A 21,355-nucleotide genomic window follows, 5' to 3' on the forward strand; every position below is an offset into this window, starting at 1 on the left:
GGTGTACGACGTCGGCGTCGGCGTCCACGTGCCGGTCCGGGCGACCAGACCGGTACCGACCCGGACCGTGCCCGCGATGGTGGGGGCGGCTGTGTTGGCCGGGGGCTGGGGCGCGGTGACCGTGAACTGACCGCTGGAGTACTGCCATCCGTTGGTTGTGATGACGCTGAGCGCCCACGAGCCCGTGGCCGCGTTCGTCAGGTCGAGCGTGGCCGTGAGGGTCCGACGGTCGGGCGCCACCGAGACGGTGGTCGACTCGATCGTTGTGCCGCCGGAGCTGATCCGGACCTTGTCGTCCGCGTGCAGGGCCGAGCCCGACACGTTGACGGTCACCTTGGTGCCGGTGACGCCCGTGGTCGGGGTGACGCCGGTGACGCTGTGCTTCTCGGTGCCACAGGTCGTCGAGCAGACCAGCTCCGCCTTGTAGGGCGTCTGGGACGCCTTCTCGGGCAGGCCGAGGACGAAGAGGGTCGGGACGACCTGGGTGCTGTACGACCCGTTCAGACTGCAGCGGCTCTCGCCGCCGGACGCGGCGGCGCAGGTGTTGTCCAGGTCGGTCTCGTACAGGGCGGGCACGGCGGTAGTGGTCGCGCCGTTCGTGTCGCTCACCTTGACGGTGAAGGCGTCGTTGTACGAGGTGGGTAGCTGGGCGCAGAACGCTGTGTGCTGCTCGTCCAGCGTGCCGGTGAACGGCCCGTATCCGTACGTGATGTTCGGGACCTTCACGCACTCCGGCGACGGGCCGGCGGCCGTGGCGATGCGCAGGGCGTCGAGCCGGTACGAGTCGGCGGCCTTCAGGGACGACGGGACGGTCAGCAGCACCTGGTACCGGGTTGAGCCGGTGACCGCGCAGCTCCTGTTCCGGTTGGTGCACGTGGTGACGGCGCCGTCGCGTCCGTGCGCCAGGATGTTGGTGGTGCCGAGCGCGTCGCGCACATCGAGGTGCAGGACGTTGGCCGGGTCGGCCGTGGTGACCTGGTGGCACACCAGGGTGCCCGGCTCCCCGGGGACGCCCGGCGTCGCGGGGCCGTTGACGGTGGTCGCCGGAGTGGGTGTGCAGCCCTTGGCGGTCCCGGTGACGTCACGGCGGACCAGGGTGTGTTCGGCTGTGGCGTCACGGCCCCGGAAGAGCGCGGTGTACGCGGCCCCGGGGGTGAGGTGGCAAGTGGTCCAGGTCGCGGGGGCCGAAGCGGCCGAAGCGTTCATGGAGCAGGCCTGCTTGCCCGCGGCGTCGAGGACCCAGAACATGGCGCCGTTCGTTTCGGCGACGGTCCGCATCTGGAAATTCTCGACGGCGCTGTGCCCGTCCGCGGGGATGGCCAGGCAGTACGAGAACCCGTCGGCGCCGGCGCCCGTGCGCAGCCGCGCGGACGCGGTCGCGGCGGTGAAGTCACCTGCGGGGAAGACCTGGCAGCCGCTCCCGGCCGGGTCCGTACGGTGGAACGCGACGCGGTACGTCTTGTTTCCCGCGTTGCCGTCGCCGTGGGACACGAGGGCGCGGTACGGGGCCGGGCCGGTGAGGGCGCAGGAACCACCCGCGAGGCTGGAGCCGGAGCACAGGGTGTCGCCGTCGGCGTTGACGACGGTGACGTCCGGGGTCGCCGCGAAACCGGTGTACGCCGTGAGAGCGGCCATGCGGGCGCCCTGGGGCAGAGGCAGTGTCAGGCAGTCCACCGCGGCGCCCGAGGCCCACGCTCCGTCGTTGACGCCGAGGCGCGCGGGCCGGCAGCCGGCGGTGGACCTCCGGTCCAGGACGAGCGTCGCCTCGTCGGTCAGGATCGTGTAGTCACCGTCGGCCGGAACGGTGCAGGTGTTCCCCCGGCAGACCGTGCGCCCGGCGCTGTCGTACAGGAGGGTGGCGGACCGGTAGCCGTCCGGCCCCACGCGGTACACGTCGTAGCGGCCGGCCGTCGAGGCCCTGAAGACCTTGCAGCCGACGGCCGGGTCCACGACGGTCGCAGCGGAACCGTAGGCGTTGACGGGCACGGTGGCGCAGCCGACCGGGTCCGACAGCCTGCGCGCCCCGAGGACGTACGCGGCGGGGTAGCCCTGCGGCGACTTCGCGACACGCACCAGCACCCGGTACGGGCCCTCACCGCGCAGGACGCAGCCCGGATTGTCGTCCCCGCTGGAGGCCGGGCAGAGTGGGGCGCCGCTCTCGTCGGTGATCCACGCTTCGACGGCCGTGTCGTACGTCTGCGGATCGAGGCGGATCCGCTCACCGGCCGTGGCCACGAGGCCGTGGCACCGGACCGTGAACGGGTCGGGAACGGTACCGGTGACGTCGGGCGAGGTGAAGGGCGTGTGGATCGCTTCCCCGGCGCAGTCGGCGGTGGCGGCGCCGAGGGGTACGACGACGAGGGTGCTCGCCTGTTCCTCGTCCCAGTAGTTGGGGATCCGGATCGTGTACGCGCCCGTCCGGGGCAGGTCGCACCAGCCGCTGTAGTACGAGACGTTCTGGTCCTCGCACTGGACTTCCTGCGCACCGTCGTAGACGTGCGCGTACAGCAGGTCGTTGCCGGTGAGGACGCGGTGCATACCGGGCTGCTGGACATCGACGGTGAAGCAGACGGACCCATTGGCCGGAACCGTCGCCTTGCCCATGGCCTCTTCCCCGGTGCCGCCGATGGAGGCGAGCGGGAGAGGTGCGCATTCCTCGGTTCCGGCGGCCCACGCGGTGCCGGCGCCGGCCGGCACCAGCAGCGAGAGCAGGATGGCCAGCGTGGCCATCAGAGCGGTGGCGTGCGGCCATCCGGTTCCGGATCTGCCTTCCGCACGCGGGCGGTACAACATGAAACCCCCAGGAGATCACAGGTTCGGGCTGCATGACCGCCAAGAGGCACAGATGGTTGTATGACACATGGCGCAGGCCGACCGATCCGTGACCGGAGGTCACCGGCTTCGGTGACTCGACGGCCCAATGGGTGCCGGTGAACGGTGCGTTGGTGTGGCGTCCTGCACCCGGCCGTAATGGGGCGCCAGTTGTCACGCACGTAGGAGTACGCACGCCCTGTTGCGATACGAGGCGCCTGGACCGGTCCCGGGCAACAAAGAAGCCCCGGTGCAGCCGAACGCGAAGGGCACGCCTGACCCGTACGGCCAGTGATCCAGCATCTCGTCTCGGGTGACGCGTTCGTGAAGCAGCTCGTCCCGCCCGATCAGCCACGGATGGGGCATGGGCGTGGACTCCACCGTAGGGGGCAGGAACGCGAGCGGGCTATCGCTGGGGAGGATTGGCGCGAGTCGGGGTTCGTCTTCACTTCCCCGTGGGCGAGCCGCTGGTGCCGAGTACGGACTACGACGTGTGGAAGCGGCTGCTCGCCGATGCCAAGGTCCGGGACGGGTGCCTGCACGATGCGCGGCGCACCGCGGCGGCGACGGTGCTCCTCGTCCTCGGTGTCCCCGAACGGGTCGTGATGCAGATCAGGGGCTGGTCGTCCACAGCGATGACGGCCCGGTACCAGCATGTGACGGGCGGCATTCTCGCCGACGTTCCGCAGCGGGTCGGGGGACTTGTCTGGGAAGTGGCCAACCCCGAGGAGAGCGGCCCGGAGGGCTCTGAGAAGTCTCGTTGAGACTGCAGAGGAGACTACGAACGTCGAAGGGCCCCGCAGCAAGCTGCGGGGCCCTTCGACAACGTGCCCGGTGAGGCACTGGCGGAGGATACGAGATTCGAACTCGTGAGGGGTTGCCCCCAACACGCTTTCCAAGCGTGCGCCCTAGGCCACTAGGCGAATCCTCCGCGGCAAACAATACAAGACGTTGAGGAGTGCTCGCGAACCCGTTCCCCGGGGAGGGGTCGGGAGGGCGGGCGGGTGGACTCGACCGGGTGGGGATCGGCTAAGGTGGGAACCAGCCCCTCACGTGGCGCTATCTGACTGAACTCCCCCAGGGCCGGAAGGCAGCAAGGGTAGGTTGGCTCTGGCGGGTGCGTGGGGGGCCCTTGCGTGTTCGGGCCCGTGGCGTCGATTCCCGCGGCCTGCGAGCCGTCGCGGCCGCTCGTTCCCCGGTGCGGCCGCTCCTTCCCCGGCGGTGTTCCCGGTCCGGGACCGGTTGTCGGTCGGCCCCGATAACCTCGTATGTGTGTCGTCCCTTGCGCTGTACCGCCGCTACCGCCCCGAGTCGTTCGCCGAGGTCATCGGGCAGGAGCATGTCACTGACCCGCTGCAGCAGGCCCTGCGGAACAACCGGGTCAATCACGCGTACCTGTTCAGCGGTCCGCGCGGTTGCGGGAAGACGACCAGCGCGCGGATCCTCGCCCGCTGTCTGAACTGTGAGCAGGGCCCCACGCCGACGCCGTGCGGGGAGTGCCAGTCCTGCCGGGACCTCGCGCGCAACGGGCCGGGATCGATCGATGTCATCGAGATCGACGCCGCATCGCACGGTGGCGTGGACGACGCCCGTGATCTGCGGGAGAAGGCGTTCTTCGGGCCCGCGTCGAGTCGTTACAAGATCTACATCATCGACGAGGCGCACATGGTCACATCGGCGGGGTTCAACGCCCTGCTGAAGGTGGTCGAGGAGCCGCCGGAGCATCTCAAGTTCATCTTCGCGACCACCGAGCCGGAGAAGGTCATCGGCACGATCCGGTCGCGTACGCACCACTACCCGTTCCGCCTCGTACCGCCGGGGACGCTGCGCGAATATCTGGCCGAGGTCTGCGGCAAGGAGAACAGCTACGTCGAGGACGGCGTCCTACCGCTGGTCGTGCGGGCCGGCGCCGGTTCCGTGCGTGACTCGATGTCCGTCATGGACCAGCTGCTGGCCGGCGCGGGCGACGACGGTGTGACGTATGCCATGGCGACCTCGCTGCTCGGTTATACGGACGGCTCGCTGCTCGACTCCATCGTGGACGCGTTCGCGGCGGGCGACGGGGCCGCGGCCTTCGAGGTCGTGGACCGGGTGATCGAAGGCGGCAACGACCCGCGGCGCTTCGTCGCCGACCTGCTGGAGCGGCTGCGCGACCTGGTGATCCTGGCCGCGGTGCCGGACGCCGGGGAGAAGGGCCTGATCGACGCACCGGCCGACGTGGTCGAGCGGATGCAGGCCCAGGCGTCCGTCTTCGGCGCCGCAGAGCTGAGCCGCGCCGCCGACCTCGTCAACGAAGGGCTCACGGAGATGCGCGGGGCCACCTCGCCGCGTCTCCAGGTCGAGCTGATCTGCGCCAGGGTGCTGCTGCCCGCCGCCTTCGACGACGAGCGTTCGCTGCAGGCCCGGCTGGACCGGCTGGAGCGCGGTGCTTCGTTCGCGACGGCCGGAGCCGGGCCCGCCGTGGGGTACGTACCCGGGCGGGAGGCGGAGGCGCACGCGCCCGTGGCCATGGTTCCGCCGGGCGGCGGCGTCGCCGCCGCGCGGGCCGCGGTACGGGGGGAGGTACCCGAGACCGCGCCCGTGCCCGCCGCGCCCGTGGCACCGGCCGCGCCCGCGCAGCCTGTGCAGTACGTGGCACCCGCCCCCGCACCTCAGCCACCCGCCGAGACTCCCTCCGGCGGTCAGCGTCCCGGGGCCTGGCCCGCCGCGGCCGCGCCGGAGCCGGGGCGCCGTCCCGGTGGCTGGCCGACCGCCTCCGCCCCCGGTCAGGCCCCCGCCCCCGTCACGCCTGCGGCCTCCGCCCCCGCTCCCGTGCCCGCCGCCGCGCCCGCTCCCGGTGCCGCCGAGCCGGCCCCGGGGATGGCTCAGGGCGCCGCACAGGTGCGGAACATGTGGCCCGACATCCTGGAGGCCGTGAAGAACCGGCGCCGGTTCACCTGGATCCTGCTCAGCCAGAACGCGCAGGTCACCGGGTTCGACGGCACCACCCTGCAGATCGGCTTCCTCAATGCGGGCGCCCGCGACAACTTCGCGAGCAGCGGCAGCGAGGACGTGCTGAAGCAGGCACTCGCCGAGCAGTTCAACATGCAGTGGAAGGTCGAGGCGATCGTCGACCCGTCGGGCGGCGCGGGGCAGCCTCCGCAGACCGGCGGCGGCCGGCCCTCGGCCGCAGCCGCACCGCAGCGTCCGGCCGCGCCCGCCCCGCAGCCGTACGAGTCCCGGCCCGCACCCGCGCCGGCCCCGCACCAGCAGCCGGGCACCGGTCCCGCACCCGCCGCGGCGCCCGCACCCCAGCCGCACCACGCCCCCGAGCCGCCGCGTTCGGTCGCGCCCGAGGACGACATTCCCGAGGCGGACGACCCGGACCTGGTCGACTCCGCCCTCTCCGGCCACGACCTGATCGTCCGGGAGCTGGGCGCCACGGTCGTCGAGGAGTTCACCAACGAGTAGCGGTCCGGAAGCCGCTCCACGGGGTGTCCACGGAGCGGCGCCCGTCAAGGGCGCCGTGCCCCGGCGGCTAGGCTGCACCCCGTGAAGGTCCTCGTCATCGGCGGCGGCGCCCGCGAACACGCCCTGTGCCGCTCTCTCTCCCTCGACCCCGACGTCACCGATCTGTACTGCGCTCCCGGCAACGCCGGCATCGCAGAGGTGGCCGAACTGCACCCGGTCGACGCACGCGACGGCGCCGCCGTCGCGCGCCTCGCCACCGAACTGGGCGCCGAGCTGGTGGTCGTCGGCCCGGAGGCGCCGCTGGTCGCCGGGGTCGCCGACGCCGTCCGCGCCGCGGGCATCCCCTGCTTCGGCCCCTCCGGTGAGGCGGCCCAGCTGGAGGGCTCCAAGGCGTTCGCCAAGGACGTGATGGCCGGGGCAGGTGTCCCCACCGCCCGCAGCTATGTCTGCACCACCCCTGCCGAGATCGACGAGGCCCTCGATGCCTTCGGCGCCCCGTACGTCGTCAAGGACGACGGACTCGCGGCGGGCAAGGGTGTCGTCGTCACGGACGATGTCGAGGCGGCCCGCGCCCACGCGCTTGCCTGCGACCGTGTGGTCATCGAGGAGTTTCTCGACGGCCCCGAGGTGAGCCTCTTCGCGATCACGGACGGCACCACCGTGCTGCCGCTCCAGCCCGCCCAGGACTTCAAGCGGGCCCTCGACAACGACGAGGGCCCGAACACCGGCGGCATGGGCGCCTACTCCCCGCTGCCGTGGGCCGACCCCAAGCTGGTCGACGAGGTCATGCAGTCGGTGCTGCAGCCGACCGTCGACGAGCTCCGCCGCCGTGGCACCCCCTTCTCCGGGCTGCTGTACGCGGGTCTCGCGATCACTTCGCGGGGCGTCCGGGTCATCGAGTTCAACGCCCGCTTCGGCGACCCGGAGACCCAGGTGGTCCTGGCCCGGCTGAAGACCCCGCTGGCCGGTGTTCTGCTGGGCTCCGCCAACGGCACCCTGGACGAGCTGCCCCCGCTCAGGTGGCGTGACGCCGCCGCGGTCACCGTGGTCATCGCCTCGCACAACTACCCGGACACGCCGAGGACGGGTGACCCGATCGGCGGCCTCGACGACGTTGCGGCGCAGGACGCTCCGCATGCGTACGTCCTGCACGCCGGGACCAGGCGGGAGGGCGACACGATCGTCAGCGCGGGCGGCCGGGTGCTGTCCGTGACCGCGACGGGCGAGGACCTCGCCACCGCCCGGGAGCGCGCCTACACGGCGGCCGCCCGGATCCGGCTCGACGGCTCTCAGTTCCGTACGGACATCGCCCGAAAGGCCGCCGAGGCCTGATCGGCCGCTCCGGTACCTCCATTTCGCCCCCTCGGGCCTCGGGCCCGAGGGGGCGAAATCTTGCCCTTGCCCTATGGGTACCGGCGCGTCAGCACCTTTACCCAAAGCCATTCCATCGAGTGACGGCTGGGCTATCCGGATGACGCCCGCCGAGGCCCCAACTAGGGTGCGGCGCAAGCATTCCGGCACTTGGCCCACCGGCATTGCGATGTCTGTGACGGGTGCCACAGTGGGGGAGTGAGCAATACCGCCGCGGGGGCAGAGGGGGTGACGTCCGGCCGTGTCCGGTACTGGTGAGGAGCTGGGCGCGCAGGCTGCGCGCGCCCGAGCGCTCGCCCTGCTGCGCATTCGCAGCAGGGCAACGGCCGCGGCCCTGCTGCCGGCGGCGGTCGCCGTCGTGCTGCTCGTCGCGGGTGCGCAGGGCCGTATCGGCGGTGGCGGCTGGTACGCCGTGCGCTGGGTGGTGACGGCCTGTGCCGCGCTCGTGCTGCTGGGCGCCGTCGCGGTCTCGGTCGCGATCGCACGGGCGAGACCTGCGGTCAGTCCGACGGTCCCGCTCAGCGAGCAGGCCGCCCCCGATCTCTACCGGCTGGTCCGGGACCTCGCCGACCGGCTCGGTGTCCCCGCGCCGTCGGCCATAGCTCTCACGCCCGACTGCGACAGCTGGCTGGAGGACCGGACCCACCCCTCCGCGCAGCGGGCGGAGGGCTCCATGGGCCGCCCCGCGGTCTCCGGCAGCCGCCGTCATGGCGTGCAGGCGGCGCCCGTGCTCGTCATCGGTTCGCCGTTCCTGTGGTGGATGCGGGTCGCGGAGCTACGGGCGGTGCTCGCCCCGGTCGTCGCGGGCACGGGCTCCTCCGCCCATCCCGACATAGCCGCCGCCCGCCGTTTCGTACGGGGTCTGGACGGCGCGGTCGCCGACGCGGACGCTCCCGTGCCCGGACCGCTCGCGACGCTGCGCAGAGTACCGCGCCGCTTCGTCGGCTGGATCGCCCGGCTGCTGCTCCGTACCTGTCGTGGTCATGCCGCGGCAATGGAGCGGGCTGTCGCCGCCGCCGCGTCCGAGCGTGCACAGGCTGTGGACTACGGGCTGCGGATCGTCGCCCAGGAGCAGGTCGGTCTCGCCTACGCGGGCTGGGACCGGCTGCTCACCCGGGTCGCGCTGCCGGCCTGGCGGATGGGCCGCTGGCCGTCCCGGCTCGACGCCGGCGTCGTCTCCGCCCTCACCGAGCTCTCCCGGCGCGACCGGCTCGCCGAGGGCTTCGCCTCCCGGCTCGGCGAGCGCCCCGCCTGCGACCTCCTGGAGGAGCCCGGAGCGGCCGACGAAGCGGCCTCGCTGCTGGCCGCCCGGCTCTTCCACGGCGGTCCGGCCGAGACCGGTCCCGGCTGGTCCCCGGTCGACTGGCAGCAGTATCCGGAGGAGGTCGTCGACCGGAAGTGGCGCACCGAAGCGGCCCGTCTCCACCGCGTCCTGGACGCACTGGGCGTACGGCATGCGCCGGCGGCCGCGGCGGAGGAAGGAGCCCGTGCGACCCACGGATCGCAGGGCGCCGATCCCGTGGACGTCGCCGTGCCGACACTGGCTCGGGTCGTCGAGCATCTGGCCGGCCGGGGCGGCCGCAGCGAGGAGCTCGCCGCGGGGATCAGTGCCGCCGTGGCCCGCGAGGAGGCCACGGCCCCGCAGCTCCCGCCGGGACCCGCGGCGGCCGGTGTCTCCGGCGCCTGCACGGCCTCCGGCGGGGATGTCCTGGACTTCTGGGGACCCGACCCGCTGCCGCTCTTCCCGCTCCAGCCGCCCCGTACGGGTACGGAGCTGCTCGCCGACCATGTCGCGGCGATGGTCTGCTGCGCCGCCGTGGACACGGCAGGTGCGGCGCCCGGCCTGGACTGGCTCGACGGGCCCGCGCTGCTGGTCGACGGCGAGCGCCGGGCCGATCTCGGCAGCCCGGTCCTCAGTCTGGTCGAGGACGGCGACGCCGGACCGCTGCGTTCGTGGCTCGCCTCGGTGGGCGTCCGCACCGACAAACCCGTCCGCCTCGTCTGACTCACGGGTGGACTCCGTACCTGCGGGTCATGGACTCGCCGGTCACAGGATCCGGAAATCAGCGCTCCTTTCTCATCAATTCGCGACGAACGGTGACGGAGTGCATGCGTTATGTGATGTGCTGGGGATCGACGCTGACAGTCGACGCACCACTGTTGTTCTGGGGGACTTGAGGGAGGGAAGCGCCATGGGGGCGGAGCAGATTCGCCGATGGGAATCGGGTGCCCTCGCGCATGCCGTCTCCGACCCGTTCGGCCAGGGCCCCCTGCCCTGGCTCCGCGGCAGCGAGAACTACTTCGACGACACCGGCCAGGTCGTCCCCTGGTACGCCGATCCCACCCTGGCCCGCGGCTCCACCGGCGGAGGCACCCGTACCGCCGACGACGTCCACCGTCAGATCAAGGGATTCATCTCGACGGGCGCCGCGGCCCCCGGTGAGGCGATCGACTTCCACATCACCGTGGACCCGCCGCAGCAGTTCACCGTCGACATCTACCGCATCGGTCACTACGGGGGCGACGGCGCCGCCAAGATCACCACAAGCCCGCGGCTCTCCGGCATCGTCCAGCCCGCCCCGCTCACCGCCGACCGCACGGTCTCCTGCCACCACTGGTGGCAGTCCTGGCGGCTGCAGATTCCCGCCTACTGGTCGATAGGCGCCTACGTCGCCGTGCTCACCACGGTCGACGGCTACCGCTCCCACATCCCGTTCACGGTCCGCGACGACCACCCGGCCGATCTGCTGCTCGTCCTGCCGGACATCACCTGGCAGGCGTACAACCTCTACCCCGAGGACGGCCGCACCGGCGCCAGCCTCTACCACGCGTGGGACGAACAGGGACGGCTGCTCGGCGAGGAGGACGCGGCGGTCACCGTCTCCTTCGACCGTCCGTACGCGGGCGCGGGCCTGCCCCTCCATGTCGGTCATGCCTACGACTTCATCCGCTGGGCCGAGCGGTACGGCTACGACATCGCGTACGCCGACACCCGCGATCTGCACGCCGGCCGGATCGACGTCGGCCGTTACCGGGGCCTGGTCTTCCCGGGCCACGACGAGTACTGGTCGGTCCCGATGCGCCGCACCGTGGAAGCGGCGCGCGACGGCGGCACCTCGCTCGTCTTCCTCTCCGCCAACTCCATGTACTGGCAGGTCAGCCTCTCCCCGTCACCGTCCGGTGTCCCGGACCGCCTGCTCACCTGCCGCAAACGCCGCGGCCCGGGCAGGCCCGCGCTCTGGCGCGAGGTCGACCGGGCCGAGCAGCAGCTCCTCGGCATCCAGTACGCGGGCCGTGTCCCGGACCCCCACCCTCTGGTCGTGCGGAACGCGGAGCACTGGCTCTGGGACGCGACCGGGGCGGGCGAGGGCGACGAGATCGACGGACTCGTAGCGGGCGAGGCCGACCGCTACTTCCCGCGCACCGCCCTCCCGGAGCACGACAACCGCATTCTGCTCGCCCACTCCCCGTACCGGGACGGCGAAGGCGCGACGCGCCACCAGGAGACGTCCCTCTACCGCGCCCCGTCCGGCGCCCTCGTCTTCGCCTCCGGCACCTTCGCCTGGTCCCCGGCCCTGGACCGCCCGGGGCACGTGGACACCCGCATCCAGCGCGCCACCGCCAATCTCCTCGACCGCATCTGCAAACGCGGCTGAGAGGGGGCGTCCGGAGTCATCCGCGGGTGGCCCTCAACCCCCCCGCTCCACCCCATCCCACCGGATACGGGAGAATCGGAACGACTCCTGGATCAACCTACGCGGAGGCAGCGTGTCCGGATTTGTAGAAAAGCCCGAGCCGGTGGTGGTCCCCGGACTCACCCACCTCCACACCGGCAAGGTGCGCGACCTGTACCGGAACGAGGCGGGCGACCTCGTCATGGTCGCCAGCGACCGTATGTCCGCGTACGACTGGGTCCTGCCCACCGAGATCCCCGACAAGGGCCGCGTCCTCACCCAGCTCTCGCTGTGGTGGTTCGACCAGCTGTCCGATCTCGTCCCGAACCACGTCCTGTCCACGGAGCTCCCCGCCGGAGCCCCCGCCGACTGGGCCGGGCGGACGCTGATCTGCAAGTCGCTGCGGATGGTCCCCGTCGAGTGCGTCGCCCGCGGCTATCTCACCGGCTCGGGCCTCGTCGAGTACAACGAGTCCCGTACGGTCTGCGGACTCGCCCTCCCCGAGGGGCTCGTCGACGGATCCGAACTCCCGGAACCGATCTTCACCCCCGCCACCAAGGCGGCCGTCGGTGACCACGACGAGAACGTGTCGTACGAGGAAGTGGCGCGCGAGGTCGGTGCGGAGACCGCGGCCCAGCTGCGCAGCACCACCCTCGACGTCTACGCCCGGGCCCGCGACATCGCCCGCGAGCGCGGCATCATCCTCGCCGACACCAAGTTCGAGTTCGGCTTCGACGGTGAGGACCTGATCATCGCGGACGAGGTGCTGACCCCGGACTCGTCCCGCTTCTGGCCGGCCGCTGCCTGGGAGCCGGGCAAGGCTCAGCCCTCGTACGACAAGCAGTTCGTGCGCGACTGGCTGACCTCGTCGGCCTCCGGCTGGGACCGGAAGAGCGAGCAGCCGCCCCCGGCGCTGCCGCAGGAGATCGTCGACGCGACCCGGGCGAAGTACCTGGAGGCGTACGAACTCCTCACCGGCAACACCTGGCAGTAGGACATGAAGAAGGCCCCGGTCGCAGGACCGGGGCCTTCTTGTGTGGAGCGAACGACGAGGTTCGAACTCGCGACCTCAACCTTGGCAAGGTTGCGCTCTACCAGCTGAGCTACGTTCGCATGCGCCGAAGCGCGATGCCTACTATACCCATCCGCGCTCCCGCGCGAGACGCACCGCCCCATGACGGTTCTCCGCGCCGAGCTTCGAAGCGGCCGCGGAGAGGTAATTCCGTACGGTTCCCGGCGACAACGACGCCCGCTCCGCGATCTCCGCGACCGGCGCCCCGTCCGCCGCCAGTTCCAGCACCTCGGCCTCGCGCGCCGTCAGCGGCGAGTCCCCGGCGGAGATTGCGTCGGCCGCCAACTCCGGGTCCACATAACGGTTTCCGGCGTGGACGGTACGGATGATGCCGGCCGGCTGCCGGGCGCTGACCGTCTTCGGGACGAACGCCCGCACGCCCGCCGCGAGCGCCCGTTTCAGATGTCCGGGGCGGCCATGACTCGTCACGATCATGGTCCGGCAGCCGGGCAGTTCAGCCCGTAGCGATGTGGCCACACTCACATCCGCCCTCCTGGAGCATCACCCCGATCCGGGGGCGGACGGCGGCGCGCTCGCGGTACGGGTCATGGCCGGGCACCCGTACGACCCCGCTGTCGGGCCGGGTCAGTCCCTCCAGCAATTCGACGGTGGATGTCTTGCCCGCGCCGTTCGTCCCGAGCAGCGCGAAGATCTCGCCGCGCGCCACGGAGAAGGAGATCCCGCTCACAGCCTCGAAGCCGCCGGCATAGCGGCGCCGCACCCCGTTCGCCTCGATCACGCATTCATCGCTGGTCATGTCCTCAGACTTCCGCCGCATCACCGCGGCGAGCAGTGCGAGCTGTCACCACTGCCCATGACAAACGTCATGCGGGTCGGGGTGACAGGTGTGGGAATACGACGAAGGCCCTGGTCGATATCGACCAGGGCCTTCGATCAAGAGCGGACGACGAGATTCGAACTCGCGACCCTCACCTTGGCAAGGTGATGCTCTACCAACTGAGCCACGTCCGCATTGCTGCCGCTCAGCTTTCACTGGGCGGTGCGAACACCACTCTACCCGATCCACCGGAGTGGTTGTGAAGAGCGATGCAGAGCGGGTGACAGGAATTGCACACTGCGCCTTCCCCCTGGAAGGGGGATGTTCTGCTACTGAACTACACCCGCACGCTGCGTGAGGCCCGGCTTTTCGGCCTTGCCCCTCGGCGTGCTCCAGACTCTAGCCGACCTGATGGGGTGTCGCGCAAGTCGGTGCCCCGGGGTGTCGTCGCAGGGTCTGCGCGGGGTGTCGTTCAACTGGCGTCGCGGAACGCCTCGTAGACCTTCTTGGGGATCCGGCCGCGGGCCGGCACCTCCATCCGGTGCGAGCGGGCCCAGGCGCGCACGGCCGCCGGGTCGGGCGCCAGTGAGGTGTGCCGGTACGAGGCGGGAGTCTTGCCGCGCTTGCCGGCATTTGTCTGCTTACGGCCGGCCGCCATGTACGGCGCGAGGACCTTGCGCAGTTTCTTTGCATTGGACGGATTCAGGTCGATCTCGTACGACTTCCCGTCCAGGGCGAAGGTGACCGTTTCCGCCGCTGCTCCCCCGTCGATGTCGTCGGAGAGCGTGACCACTACGCGCTGAGCCACGGATATCGGTCCTTTCCTACGGCATCGGCGCGTCTGACATGCGCTGATGACCGGCCTTCCGGCTGCTAGGCGGATGTGGGTCGACCGGGGTCGACTGTTTAGGGGCAATCCTGCTTTCCCCGGTAATCATTTGTACAGCGACAGGCACCGCATTGTGAAGCCCAGCCAATTGCCTCCGCGTGTCCAGCTTCTATGTATGCGCCGTGAGGATATTTCTGCGCGGGATTTTTCCTGCCTGTTGTCACGACCGATATCTCCATGTGATCAAGCCTGTTTGATATCTACCCGCGTAGAATTTCTGGCCAGGTAAGCTGAGGGAACCTGCGGGGGTCTGGGGAGCCCCCCCGGAGAAACAGCCGCACCACACCACCACCGGGAGTGCCAGTGGCACGCGTCGTAGTCGACGTCATGCTCAAGCCGGAGATCCTCGACCCGCAGGGACAGGCGGTGCAGCGTGCACTGCCCCGTCTCGGCTTCGAGGGAATCGCGGACGTACGTCAGGGAAAGCGTTTCGAGCTGGAGGTCGAGGGGCCGGTCGATGAGGCCGCCCTCGGTCGCATTCACGAGATGGCCGAGACGTTCCTCGCCAACACCGTCATCGAGGACTTCACCGTGAAGGTGGAGAAGGCCGAGGAGTCGAAGTGACTGCTCGTATCGGAGTCGTCACCTTTCCGGGCACGCTCGACGACCAGGACAGCCTGAGGGCCGTACGGGTCGCCGGCGCCGAACCCGTATCGCTGTGGCACCGCGACAAGGACCTGCACCAGGTCGACGCGGTCATCCTGGCGGGCGGCTTCTCCTACGGCGACTATCTGCGGGCCGGAGCCATCTCCCGGTTCTCGCCGGTCATGGAGACCGTCATCGAGCAGGCCAAGGCGGGGATGCCGGTCCTCGGCATCTGCAACGGCTTCCAGATCCTGACTGAGGCGCACCTGCTGCCCGGCGCGATGCTGCGCAACAACCACCTGCACTTCATCTGCCGCGACCAGAAGCTCCGCGTCGAGAACGCGGAGACCGCCTGGACCTCGGACTACTCTGCCGGCCAGGAGATCTCCGTACCGCTCAAGAACATGGACGGGCGTTACGTCGCCGACGAGCGCGTCCTCGACGAGCTGGAGGCGGAGGGCCGCGTCGCCTTCCGCTACGTGGACGTGAACCCCAACGGCTCGCTCCGCGACATCGCCGGCATCACCAACGCCGCGGGCAATGTCGTCGGTCTGATGCCGCACCCGGAGCACGCCGTCGAGCCGCTGATCGGAACCGGTCGCACCGACGGTCTCGGTTTCTTCACCTCGATCATCAAGAAGCTGGTCAACGCATGAGCCTGGATACGGTCAAGCACGCGGCCGAGACCCCGGATGTCGAGCAGCCCTGGAAGGAGCTCGGCCTCAAGGAGGACGAGTACGCCCGGATCCGCGAGATCCTGGGCCGCCGTCCCACCGGCGCCGAGCTCGCCATGTACTCCGTGATGTGGTCCGAGCACTGCTCGTACAAGAGCAGCAAGGTCCACCTCAAGCAGTTCGGCGAGAAGGTCCCCGTCAACGACGCGATGCTCGTCGGCATCGGCGAGAACGCCGGTGTGGTCGACGTCGGTCAGGGGTACGCGGTCACCTTCAAGGTCGAGTCGCACAACCACCCCTCGTACATCGAGCCCTACCAGGGCGCGGCCACCGGCGTCGGCGGCATCGTCCGCGACATCCTCGCCATGGGTGCCCGTCCGGTCGCGGTCGTCGACCCGCTGCGCTTCGGCGCGGCCGACCACCCCGACACCAAGCGGGTCCTTCCGGGTGTCGTCGCGGGTATCGGCGGGTACGGCAACTGCCTGGGTCTGCCCAACATCGGCGGCGAGGTCGTCTTCGACGCCTGCTACCAGGGCAACCCGCTCGTCAACGCCGGCTGCATCGGCGTGATGAAGCACGAGGACATCCACCTGGCGCAGGCCTCCGGCCCCGGCAACAAGGTGATCCTTTACGGCGCCCGCACCGGCGGCGACGGCATCGGCGGCGTCTCGGTCCTGGCCTCGGAGACCTTCGAGTCGACCGGTCCGGCGAAGCGCCCGGCCGTCCAGGTCGGCGACCCGTTCCAGGAGAAGCTCCTCATCGAGTGCACCCTGGAGATCTTCGGCGAAAAGCTCGTCGCGGGCATCCAGGACCTCGGCGGCGCGGGTCTGTCCTGTGCCACCTCGGAGCTGGCCTCCGCCGGTTCCGGCGGTATGCGCGTCGAGCTGGACACCGTTCCGCTGCGCGACTCCTCCCTCTCGCCCGAGGAAATCCTCATGAGCGAGTCGCAGGAGCGCATGTGCGCGATCGTCGAGCCGCAGCACGTGGACCGCTTCCTGGAGATCTGCGAGAAGTGGGACGTCATCGCCACCGTCATCGGTGAGGTGACCGAGGGCTCGCAGCTGGAGATCTTCTGGCACGGCGAGCAGATCGTCGACGTGCCGCCGCGGTCCGTCGCCCACGAGGGCCCGACGTACCACCGCCCGTTCGCCCGCCCGTCCTGGCAGGACGCGCTGCAGGCCGACGACGCGAACAAGCTCGCCCGCCCGGCGAACGCCGCCGAGCTGCGCGAGCAGGTGCTGAAGCTGGTCGCCTCCCCGAACCAGGCCTCGAAGGCGTGGATCACGGACCAGTACGACCGGTTCGTGCAGGGCAACACCGTGCTCGCGATGCCCGAGGACGCCGGCATGGTCCGGATCGACGAGAAGTCGAACCTGGGCGTGGCCATGGCGACCGACGGCAACGGCCGGTACGCGAAGCTCGACCCGTACACGGGTGCGCAGCTCGCGCTGGCGGAGGCGTACCGCAATGTCGCCACCTCCGGAGCCAAGCCGCTCGCCATCTCGGACTGCCTCAACTTCGGTTCGCCCGAGGACCCGGACGTCATGTGGCAGTTCGCCGAGGCCACCCGTGGTCTCGCGGACGGCTGCCTGGAGCTCGGCACCCCGGTCACCGGCGGCAATGTGTCGCTGTACAACCAGACCGGTGAGACGGCGATCCACCCGACGCCGGTCGTGGCCGTGCTCGGTGTGATCGACGACGTGACGCGGCGTACGCCGGTCGCCTTCAAGGAAGAGGGCCAGCTCCTCTACCTGCTCGGCGACACGCGTGAGGAGTTCGGCGGCTCGGCCTGGTCCGAGGTCGTCCACAACCACCTCGGTGGGCTGCCGCCCAAGGTCGACCTGGGCCGCGAGAAGCTGCTCGGCGAGATCCTGATCTCGGCGTCCCGCGACGGCATGGTCGACGCGGCGCACGACCTCTCCGACGGCGGCCTGATCCAGGCGGTCACCGAGTCCTGCCTCCGCGGCGGGAAGGGTGCCCGGCTGGTCGTGCCGGACGGTCTGGACGCGTTCACGTTCCTCTTCTCCGAGTCTGCGGGCCGCGCGGTCGTCTCGATTCCGCGCAGCGAGGAGCTCCGCTTCAACGACATGTGCGGGGCGCGGGGTCTGCCCGTCACCCGGATCGGTGTCGTGGACGGTGAGGAGATCGAGGTCCAGGGCGAGTTCAGCATCCCGCTGAGCGAGCTCCGCACGGCCCACGAGGCGACGATCCCCGGTCTGCTCGCCTGAGCCGGACGCGCTGTTCCACTGCGTGACGTCAGAGCCCCCGCCCGGTCCGCCGGGCGGGGGCTTCGTCGTGGGGACACCCCGTAGGCTCGCTCCCATGCCGCCGTCCCAGAAGCGCGCCCGCCGCTACGACCTCGCCCGGACCCGCACCGCCGTACAGGCGCAGTTCGCCCATGTCCGGTCGGCGGTCAGCACGCTGACGCCCGATCAGCTCGCCCTGCCGACCCGGCTCGGGGAGTGGACGGTGCGGGAGCTGGCTGCCCATCTGACCATGGCGGTCTCGAACGTCTGCCGGAACCTGGAGCTGCCCGAGCCGCCCGGCGAGAACCCCGAGGTCTCCCTGCTGGAGTGGCCGTTCTCGACCGCGGGGCGGGCCGGCCGGATCGCCGACGACACCAGGGCGCTCGCCGCGGACCGTCCCGATCTCGACGCGTTGTACGCGGAGGTCGCCGACCGGTTCGATGCGGTCGTGCCGGGCGTGGGCGAGGACCGGCTGCTGCCGACCCGGGTCGGTGTGATGCGGCTGGGTGACTTCCTCGTCACCCGCACCCTCGAACTGGTCGTGCACACGGACGACCTGAACGCGGCTGCCGGGCTCGACATCCCGTACGACCGGCAGGCTCTCGCCGCCTGCACCCGGCTGCTCGCCGACGCCCTCGCGGAGAAGGTGCCCGGCGGCTCGGTGGAGGTGCGCGTTCCGCCGTTCGCCGTCGTCCAGTGCGTCCCGGGCCCGAAGCACACGCGTGGTACGCCGCCCAACGTCGTCGAGACGGATCCGCTGACCTGGATGCGGCTCGCGACCGGACGTACGCAGTGGCGGGCGGCGCTCGATGCGGCAGAGGTCAGTGCCGGTGGTGAGCGGGCCGATCTCGGCGACCTGCTGCCGCTGCTCCGCTGAGGGGAACCGGATCGGCCCTCCGTACCGTCACATGGCCATGCTGAGACAACGTATGGCTGTCAGCGTCGGCGTCCTGGCCCTTCTTGCCCTTGTCGGCTGTGGTACGAAGCAGGGCCAGGGAGCCGGTTCCGGTTCGGGGTCCGACGACCGTGGCTCCGTACGGACCGATCTGCCCGTCACCGATGTCTACTGGAAGGTCGACTCGGTGACGGTCGGCGGCAGGAGAACCGCCGCTCCGGTCGGCGCTCATGTCATGATCACGCCCGAAGGCAAGGCCCACGGGAACTACGGCTGCAACCACTTCTCCGCCACCGCCCGGATGAATGGCGACACGATCACCGTCACGCCGGGCGCGTGGACCACGAAGGGCTGCCGGAAGGACATCGACCAGTTCGAGAAGGCCATGTCCCGCACTTTCAGCGGCACACTCACCGCTGCCGTGACGGACAGGACCCTCACCCTGACCACGGCGACGGGCGACGCCATCGCGTTCACCTCGGAGCCCGCGGCCCCGCTCACCGGCACCACCTGGACGGTCACCACCCTGATCTCCGGCTCGGTCGCCTCGTCGCTGCCCGCCGGTGCGGAGAAGAAGGCGCGGCTGACCTTCGGCAAGGACGGCTCGGTGCAGGGCAGCTCCGGCTGCAACCAGCTGCGCGGCATCGCGACAGTCTCCGGCTCCACCATCGCGTTCGGCCGGATCGTCGGCACGAAGATGATGTGCCCGGATCCGCAGATGGAGGTGGAGCGCCCGCTGCTCGCGATCCTGCAGGGGAAGGCGACGTACCGGATCGATCACCGCACGCTGACCCTCACCGCGGCGAACGGCGAGGGCTTCAGCGCGACGGCATCCGCACCCGGGAAGTGAGTCAGGACCCCGTCGGGTACGGCAGCAGACCGGCGTTCGTCCTCTCCCAGGACGCGCGCAGTTCGGCCAGCAGCTCCGGCTCGGCCTCCGCCCGGTTCGCCTGTTCCCGCTGGTCATGGGCGAGCTGGAAGAGCTGGTCGACGCCGCTCCTGCCCCGGTAGTACTTCCAGTCGCCCCGCCGCAGCGCCCGCTCCCCGCGTACCCGCCAGAACAGGTCCCGTTCCGCGGGCTCCTCGTCCCGCAGCAGATATCCGGCGAGGCTGATGCCGTCCAGCGGATACGCGGGGTCCGGGCGCGCGCCGCCGAGCTCCAGCAGCGTCGCCGTCCAGTCCGGCGAGAACACCGGCAGACCGCTCACCTGGCGCGGGTCGATCCTGGCCGGCCAGCGAAGCACCGCCGGAACCCGGATCCCGCCCTCCTGCAGCGAGGACTTGTTGCCGGAGAGCGGCCACTGGTACGAGAACCGTTCGCCCCCGTTGTCGCTCGCGAAGAAGACCAGGGTGTCCTCCTCCTGACCGGAACGCTTCAGCGCCTTCAGCACCTCGCCGACCGAGCGGTCCAGGTCCTCGACCATCTGCTTGTACTTCTCGACCGAGCCGCCGTCCGCGTGGAACAGGCCCGCGAGCCCGCCGGCCTTGATCCTGCGGACGATCTCGGCGCTCTCGGCCGTGTCGCCCTCCGCGATCCACGGCCAGTGCGGGGTGGTGAAGTTCAGGTTGAGCAGCCACGGCTTGTCGTGGTCGCGCTCTACGTACTCGCTCGCCCGCTCGGTCAGGATCCGGGTGTAGTAGCGCAGGTCCTTGTATGTGGCGTCGCCCTCGTAGAGGTCGTACTCGCCGCCGAGGCCGAGCTTGGAGTAGTACTCCAGCGCCCCGCCGAAGTTCCCGAAGAACTCGTCCCAGCCGGATTTGGTGGGGCTGTAGTCCGGCAGATAGCCGCAGTGCCACTTGCCGATCAGCGCGGTGGCGTACCCCGCGCCGCGCAGCAGGGAGGCGAGCGTCGGGTGCGTGGGTTCGAGTCCGACCGACCGGTCCGCGATGGGCTCGGCGAGTCCGCCCTTCGTACGGCCCGGATAGCGGCCGGTGTAGAGGCTGAACCGGGTGGGGGAGCAGGTCGCCGAGCCTGAGTAGGCGTCCGTGAACCGCACGCCCTCGCGGCCCAGCCGGTCCAGGTTCGGGGTGCGGATGTGCGGAGAGCCGTACGAGGAGAGGTCGGCCCAGCCGAGGTCGTCGCCGAGGATGAAGAGGATGTTGGGCCGCCGGGAGTGCTTGCCGCGAGCGGCCCGGAAGGGGCGCTCCCGGACGTCCTCGGCGGGGGCGGCAGAAGCGGGGGCGGCGGACAGTCCGACGGCGGCGGTGGCGGCGGTCGCGCCCACGGCGGTCCCGAAGGCGCGCCGGGTCAGTGACGCCTTCTCCGTACTGTTGTTCGAATGACCCGGTCCGTGAGAAGTCATGATGCTCCAGGGCAGGGCTCGGCCGCGCATGGCGGCGCAGCGGGGGAGAGCTGGGGCCCGTCAGGCGTCAGGCGCAGGCCGGTGCCGGGTACGGGTGGAGGAGGCGGGAGCGAGGGGCGTGGACGCACGGCCGGGAATCAGCGATGCCGCCGATCCGGCGCGGGGGTGCGTGCAGCGAAAATCAGGCGCAGCGACAGATGGCGCTCGCGAAACGTCCCAGATCGACGTGGCGGCGCTCCACGAGCGTGACCGACCGGTCACCGAGGGGCTGCATGGGCCAGGAGCCTGCCAACGGGGCATGCGCCTGTCAACGGCGGTCTCGCACTCCGGACGCCGGGGCGACGCGCACCCGGGATCCCGTGCACGGCCCACTCGCGGCCCCGCGCACGGAGGACCCGACGGTGACATCGGCGGTGCGGAGAAGCCGCATACCGGCCTCGGCGGCCCGCGCCCGGTGTGAGGCTCACCACGAAACGAGCGTTCGGCCAGCGCCCCGGGCACCCCGCCGGCGGACTCACCGAGCGCCACCACCGGGCCCGGCGCCCCCGGGGACAACCCATGGCTTGAACTAGCCGGTGACGCGCCGGTAGGCCGGGCGTCAGCCGCC

The 21,355-nt window shown here is 70.8% G+C and carries 15 protein-coding genes, 4 tRNA genes, 1 other RNA gene and 2 pseudogenes; 12 read left to right on the forward strand and 10 right to left on the reverse strand.

Translation table 11 applies throughout. The annotated features are described in order from the left end of the window. On the reverse strand, nucleotides 1-2,730 hold a 2,730-nt coding region (locus ACFU8W_RS06890), incomplete at its 3' end, for a hypothetical protein (RefSeq protein ID WP_384032857.1). A 536-nt stretch (nucleotides 2,731-3,266) separates the two neighbouring features. Here ACFU8W_RS06890 and ACFU8W_RS06895 point away from each other — a divergent pair. Further along, nucleotides 3,267-3,575: a tyrosine-type recombinase/integrase gene (locus tag ACFU8W_RS06895; protein ID WP_384032859.1), complete on the forward strand. Its 309-nt coding sequence runs from the start codon at nucleotides 3,267-3,269 to the stop codon at nucleotides 3,573-3,575. Between the two features lie 79 nt (nucleotides 3,576-3,654). Here ACFU8W_RS06895 and ACFU8W_RS06900 read toward each other — a convergent pair. Next, nucleotides 3,655-3,742, reverse strand: a tRNA-Ser gene (locus tag ACFU8W_RS06900). Nucleotides 3,743-3,851: 109 nt separating this feature from the next. Here ACFU8W_RS06900 and ffs point away from each other — a divergent pair. The 6 genes from ffs to ACFU8W_RS06930 all read left to right on the forward strand — a co-directional run bounded on the left by ffs (nucleotide 3,852) and on the right by ACFU8W_RS06930 (nucleotide 12,300). Continuing rightward, nucleotides 3,852-3,948, forward strand: an RNA gene (gene ffs / locus ACFU8W_RS06905) — signal recognition particle sRNA small type. Between the two features lie 135 nt (nucleotides 3,949-4,083). Continuing rightward, entirely contained in the window at nucleotides 4,084-6,261 is a 2,178-nt protein-coding gene (locus tag ACFU8W_RS06910; protein WP_384032861.1) for a DNA polymerase III subunit gamma and tau, read from the forward strand. 81 nt (nucleotides 6,262-6,342) lie between these two features. Then, nucleotides 6,343-7,593, forward strand: a complete 1,251-nt coding sequence (purD, locus tag ACFU8W_RS06915) for a phosphoribosylamine--glycine ligase (RefSeq protein ID WP_384032863.1) — start codon at nucleotides 6,343-6,345, stop codon at nucleotides 7,591-7,593. Nucleotides 7,594-7,873: 280 nt separating this feature from the next. Then, nucleotides 7,874-9,637, forward strand: a complete 1,764-nt coding sequence (locus tag ACFU8W_RS06920) for a hypothetical protein (protein WP_384032865.1) — start codon at nucleotides 7,874-7,876, stop codon at nucleotides 9,635-9,637. A 187-nt stretch (nucleotides 9,638-9,824) separates the two neighbouring features. After that, nucleotides 9,825-11,288 (forward strand): N,N-dimethylformamidase beta subunit family domain-containing protein, encoded by a 1,464-nt coding sequence (locus ACFU8W_RS06925; protein ID WP_266983430.1) that lies wholly within the window; start codon nucleotides 9,825-9,827, stop codon nucleotides 11,286-11,288. Between the two features lie 112 nt (nucleotides 11,289-11,400). Then, complete coding sequence (locus ACFU8W_RS06930) at nucleotides 11,401-12,300, forward strand: phosphoribosylaminoimidazolesuccinocarboxamide synthase (protein ID WP_384032868.1); 900 nt, start codon at nucleotides 11,401-11,403, stop codon at nucleotides 12,298-12,300. 43 nt (nucleotides 12,301-12,343) lie between these two features. Here ACFU8W_RS06930 and ACFU8W_RS06935 read toward each other — a convergent pair. The 6 genes and pseudogenes from ACFU8W_RS06935 to ACFU8W_RS06960 form a co-directional block, all read right to left on the reverse strand. Further along, nucleotides 12,344-12,419: transfer RNA gene (locus ACFU8W_RS06935), tRNA-Gly, on the reverse strand. 22 nt (nucleotides 12,420-12,441) lie between these two features. Then, a pseudogene (locus ACFU8W_RS06940) lies at nucleotides 12,442-12,861 on the reverse strand (DNA-binding response regulator); the annotation flags it as partial. A 1-nt stretch (nucleotide 12,862) separates the two neighbouring features. Further along, nucleotides 12,863-13,135: pseudogene (locus ACFU8W_RS06945) on the reverse strand (ATP-binding cassette domain-containing protein); the annotation flags it as partial. A gap of 142 nt (nucleotides 13,136-13,277) precedes the next feature. After that, a tRNA-Gly gene (locus ACFU8W_RS06950) sits at nucleotides 13,278-13,350 on the reverse strand. 81 nt (nucleotides 13,351-13,431) lie between these two features. Continuing rightward, nucleotides 13,432-13,503, reverse strand: a tRNA-Gly gene (locus ACFU8W_RS06955). A 125-nt stretch (nucleotides 13,504-13,628) separates the two neighbouring features. Continuing rightward, nucleotides 13,629-13,964 carry an Lsr2 family protein gene (locus ACFU8W_RS06960; protein WP_345512538.1) on the reverse strand — a complete coding sequence of 112 codons (336 nt, stop codon included), beginning with the start codon at nucleotides 13,962-13,964 and terminating at the stop codon, nucleotides 13,629-13,631. Nucleotides 13,965-14,342: 378 nt separating this feature from the next. On the opposite strand from ACFU8W_RS06960, the gene purS reads away from it, so the two are divergent. From purS to ACFU8W_RS06985, 5 genes are all read left to right on the forward strand, one after another. Continuing rightward, a complete protein-coding gene (purS, locus tag ACFU8W_RS06965; RefSeq protein WP_283852935.1) occupies nucleotides 14,343-14,609 on the forward strand; it encodes a phosphoribosylformylglycinamidine synthase subunit PurS in 267 nt (88 codons plus the stop codon). Then, the gene (purQ, locus tag ACFU8W_RS06970; protein ID WP_328888206.1) at nucleotides 14,606-15,286 is read left to right on the forward strand and encodes a phosphoribosylformylglycinamidine synthase subunit PurQ; all 681 of its coding nucleotides are present in this window, start codon (nucleotides 14,606-14,608) and stop codon (nucleotides 15,284-15,286) included. Before purS ends, purQ begins: the two co-directional genes overlap by 4 nt. Then, the gene (gene purL / locus ACFU8W_RS06975; protein WP_327245251.1) at nucleotides 15,283-17,532 is read left to right on the forward strand and encodes a phosphoribosylformylglycinamidine synthase subunit PurL; all 2,250 of its coding nucleotides are present in this window, start codon (nucleotides 15,283-15,285) and stop codon (nucleotides 17,530-17,532) included. The genes purQ and purL overlap by 4 nt, the downstream gene beginning before the upstream one ends. A 94-nt stretch (nucleotides 17,533-17,626) precedes the next feature. Then, nucleotides 17,627-18,427, forward strand: coding sequence for a sterol carrier family protein (locus tag ACFU8W_RS06980; protein ID WP_384032871.1), 801 nt, complete (start codon nucleotides 17,627-17,629; stop codon nucleotides 18,425-18,427). Between the two features lie 52 nt (nucleotides 18,428-18,479). Continuing rightward, entirely contained in the window at nucleotides 18,480-19,295 is an 816-nt protein-coding gene (locus tag ACFU8W_RS06985; RefSeq protein ID WP_384032873.1) for an META domain-containing protein, read from the forward strand. Nucleotide 19,296: 1 nt separating this feature from the next. On the opposite strand, the gene ACFU8W_RS06990 is transcribed toward ACFU8W_RS06985, so the two are convergent. Beyond that, the gene (locus ACFU8W_RS06990; protein ID WP_384032875.1) at nucleotides 19,297-20,748 is read right to left on the reverse strand and encodes a sulfatase; all 1,452 of its coding nucleotides are present in this window, start codon (nucleotides 20,746-20,748) and stop codon (nucleotides 19,297-19,299) included. 181 nt (nucleotides 20,749-20,929) lie between these two features. Continuing rightward, nucleotides 20,930-21,022, reverse strand: a complete 93-nt coding sequence (locus tag ACFU8W_RS06995) for a putative leader peptide (protein WP_384032877.1) — start codon at nucleotides 21,020-21,022, stop codon at nucleotides 20,930-20,932. Nucleotides 21,023-21,355 lie beyond the last annotated feature (333 nt).

Origin of the sequence: Streptomyces sp. NPDC057565, from assembly GCF_042801455.1 — a bacterium.
Taxonomy (GTDB): Bacteria; Actinomycetota; Actinomycetes; order Streptomycetales; family Streptomycetaceae; genus Streptomyces; species Streptomyces yanii.

Bases quoted from the DNA above. Each gene is read 5' to 3' on its own strand.
- ACFU8W_RS06995 (WP_384032877.1), bottom strand. From the start codon at position 21,022: ATGCAGCCCCTCGGTGACCGGTCGGTCACGCTCGTGGAGCGCCGCCAC.
- ACFU8W_RS06925 (WP_266983430.1), top strand. From the start codon at position 9,825: ATGGGGGCGGAGCAGATTCGCCGATGGGAATCGGGTGCCCTCGCGCAT.
- ACFU8W_RS06980 (WP_384032871.1), top strand. From the start codon at position 17,627: ATGCCGCCGTCCCAGAAGCGCGCCCGCCGCTACGACCTCGCCCGGACC.
- ACFU8W_RS06990 (WP_384032875.1), bottom strand. From the start codon at position 20,748: ATGACTTCTCACGGACCGGGTCATTCGAACAACAGTACGGAGAAGGCG.
- ACFU8W_RS06985 (WP_384032873.1), top strand. From the start codon at position 18,480: ATGGCTGTCAGCGTCGGCGTCCTGGCCCTTCTTGCCCTTGTCGGCTGT.
- purL (WP_327245251.1), top strand. From the start codon at position 15,283: ATGAGCCTGGATACGGTCAAGCACGCGGCCGAGACCCCGGATGTCGAG.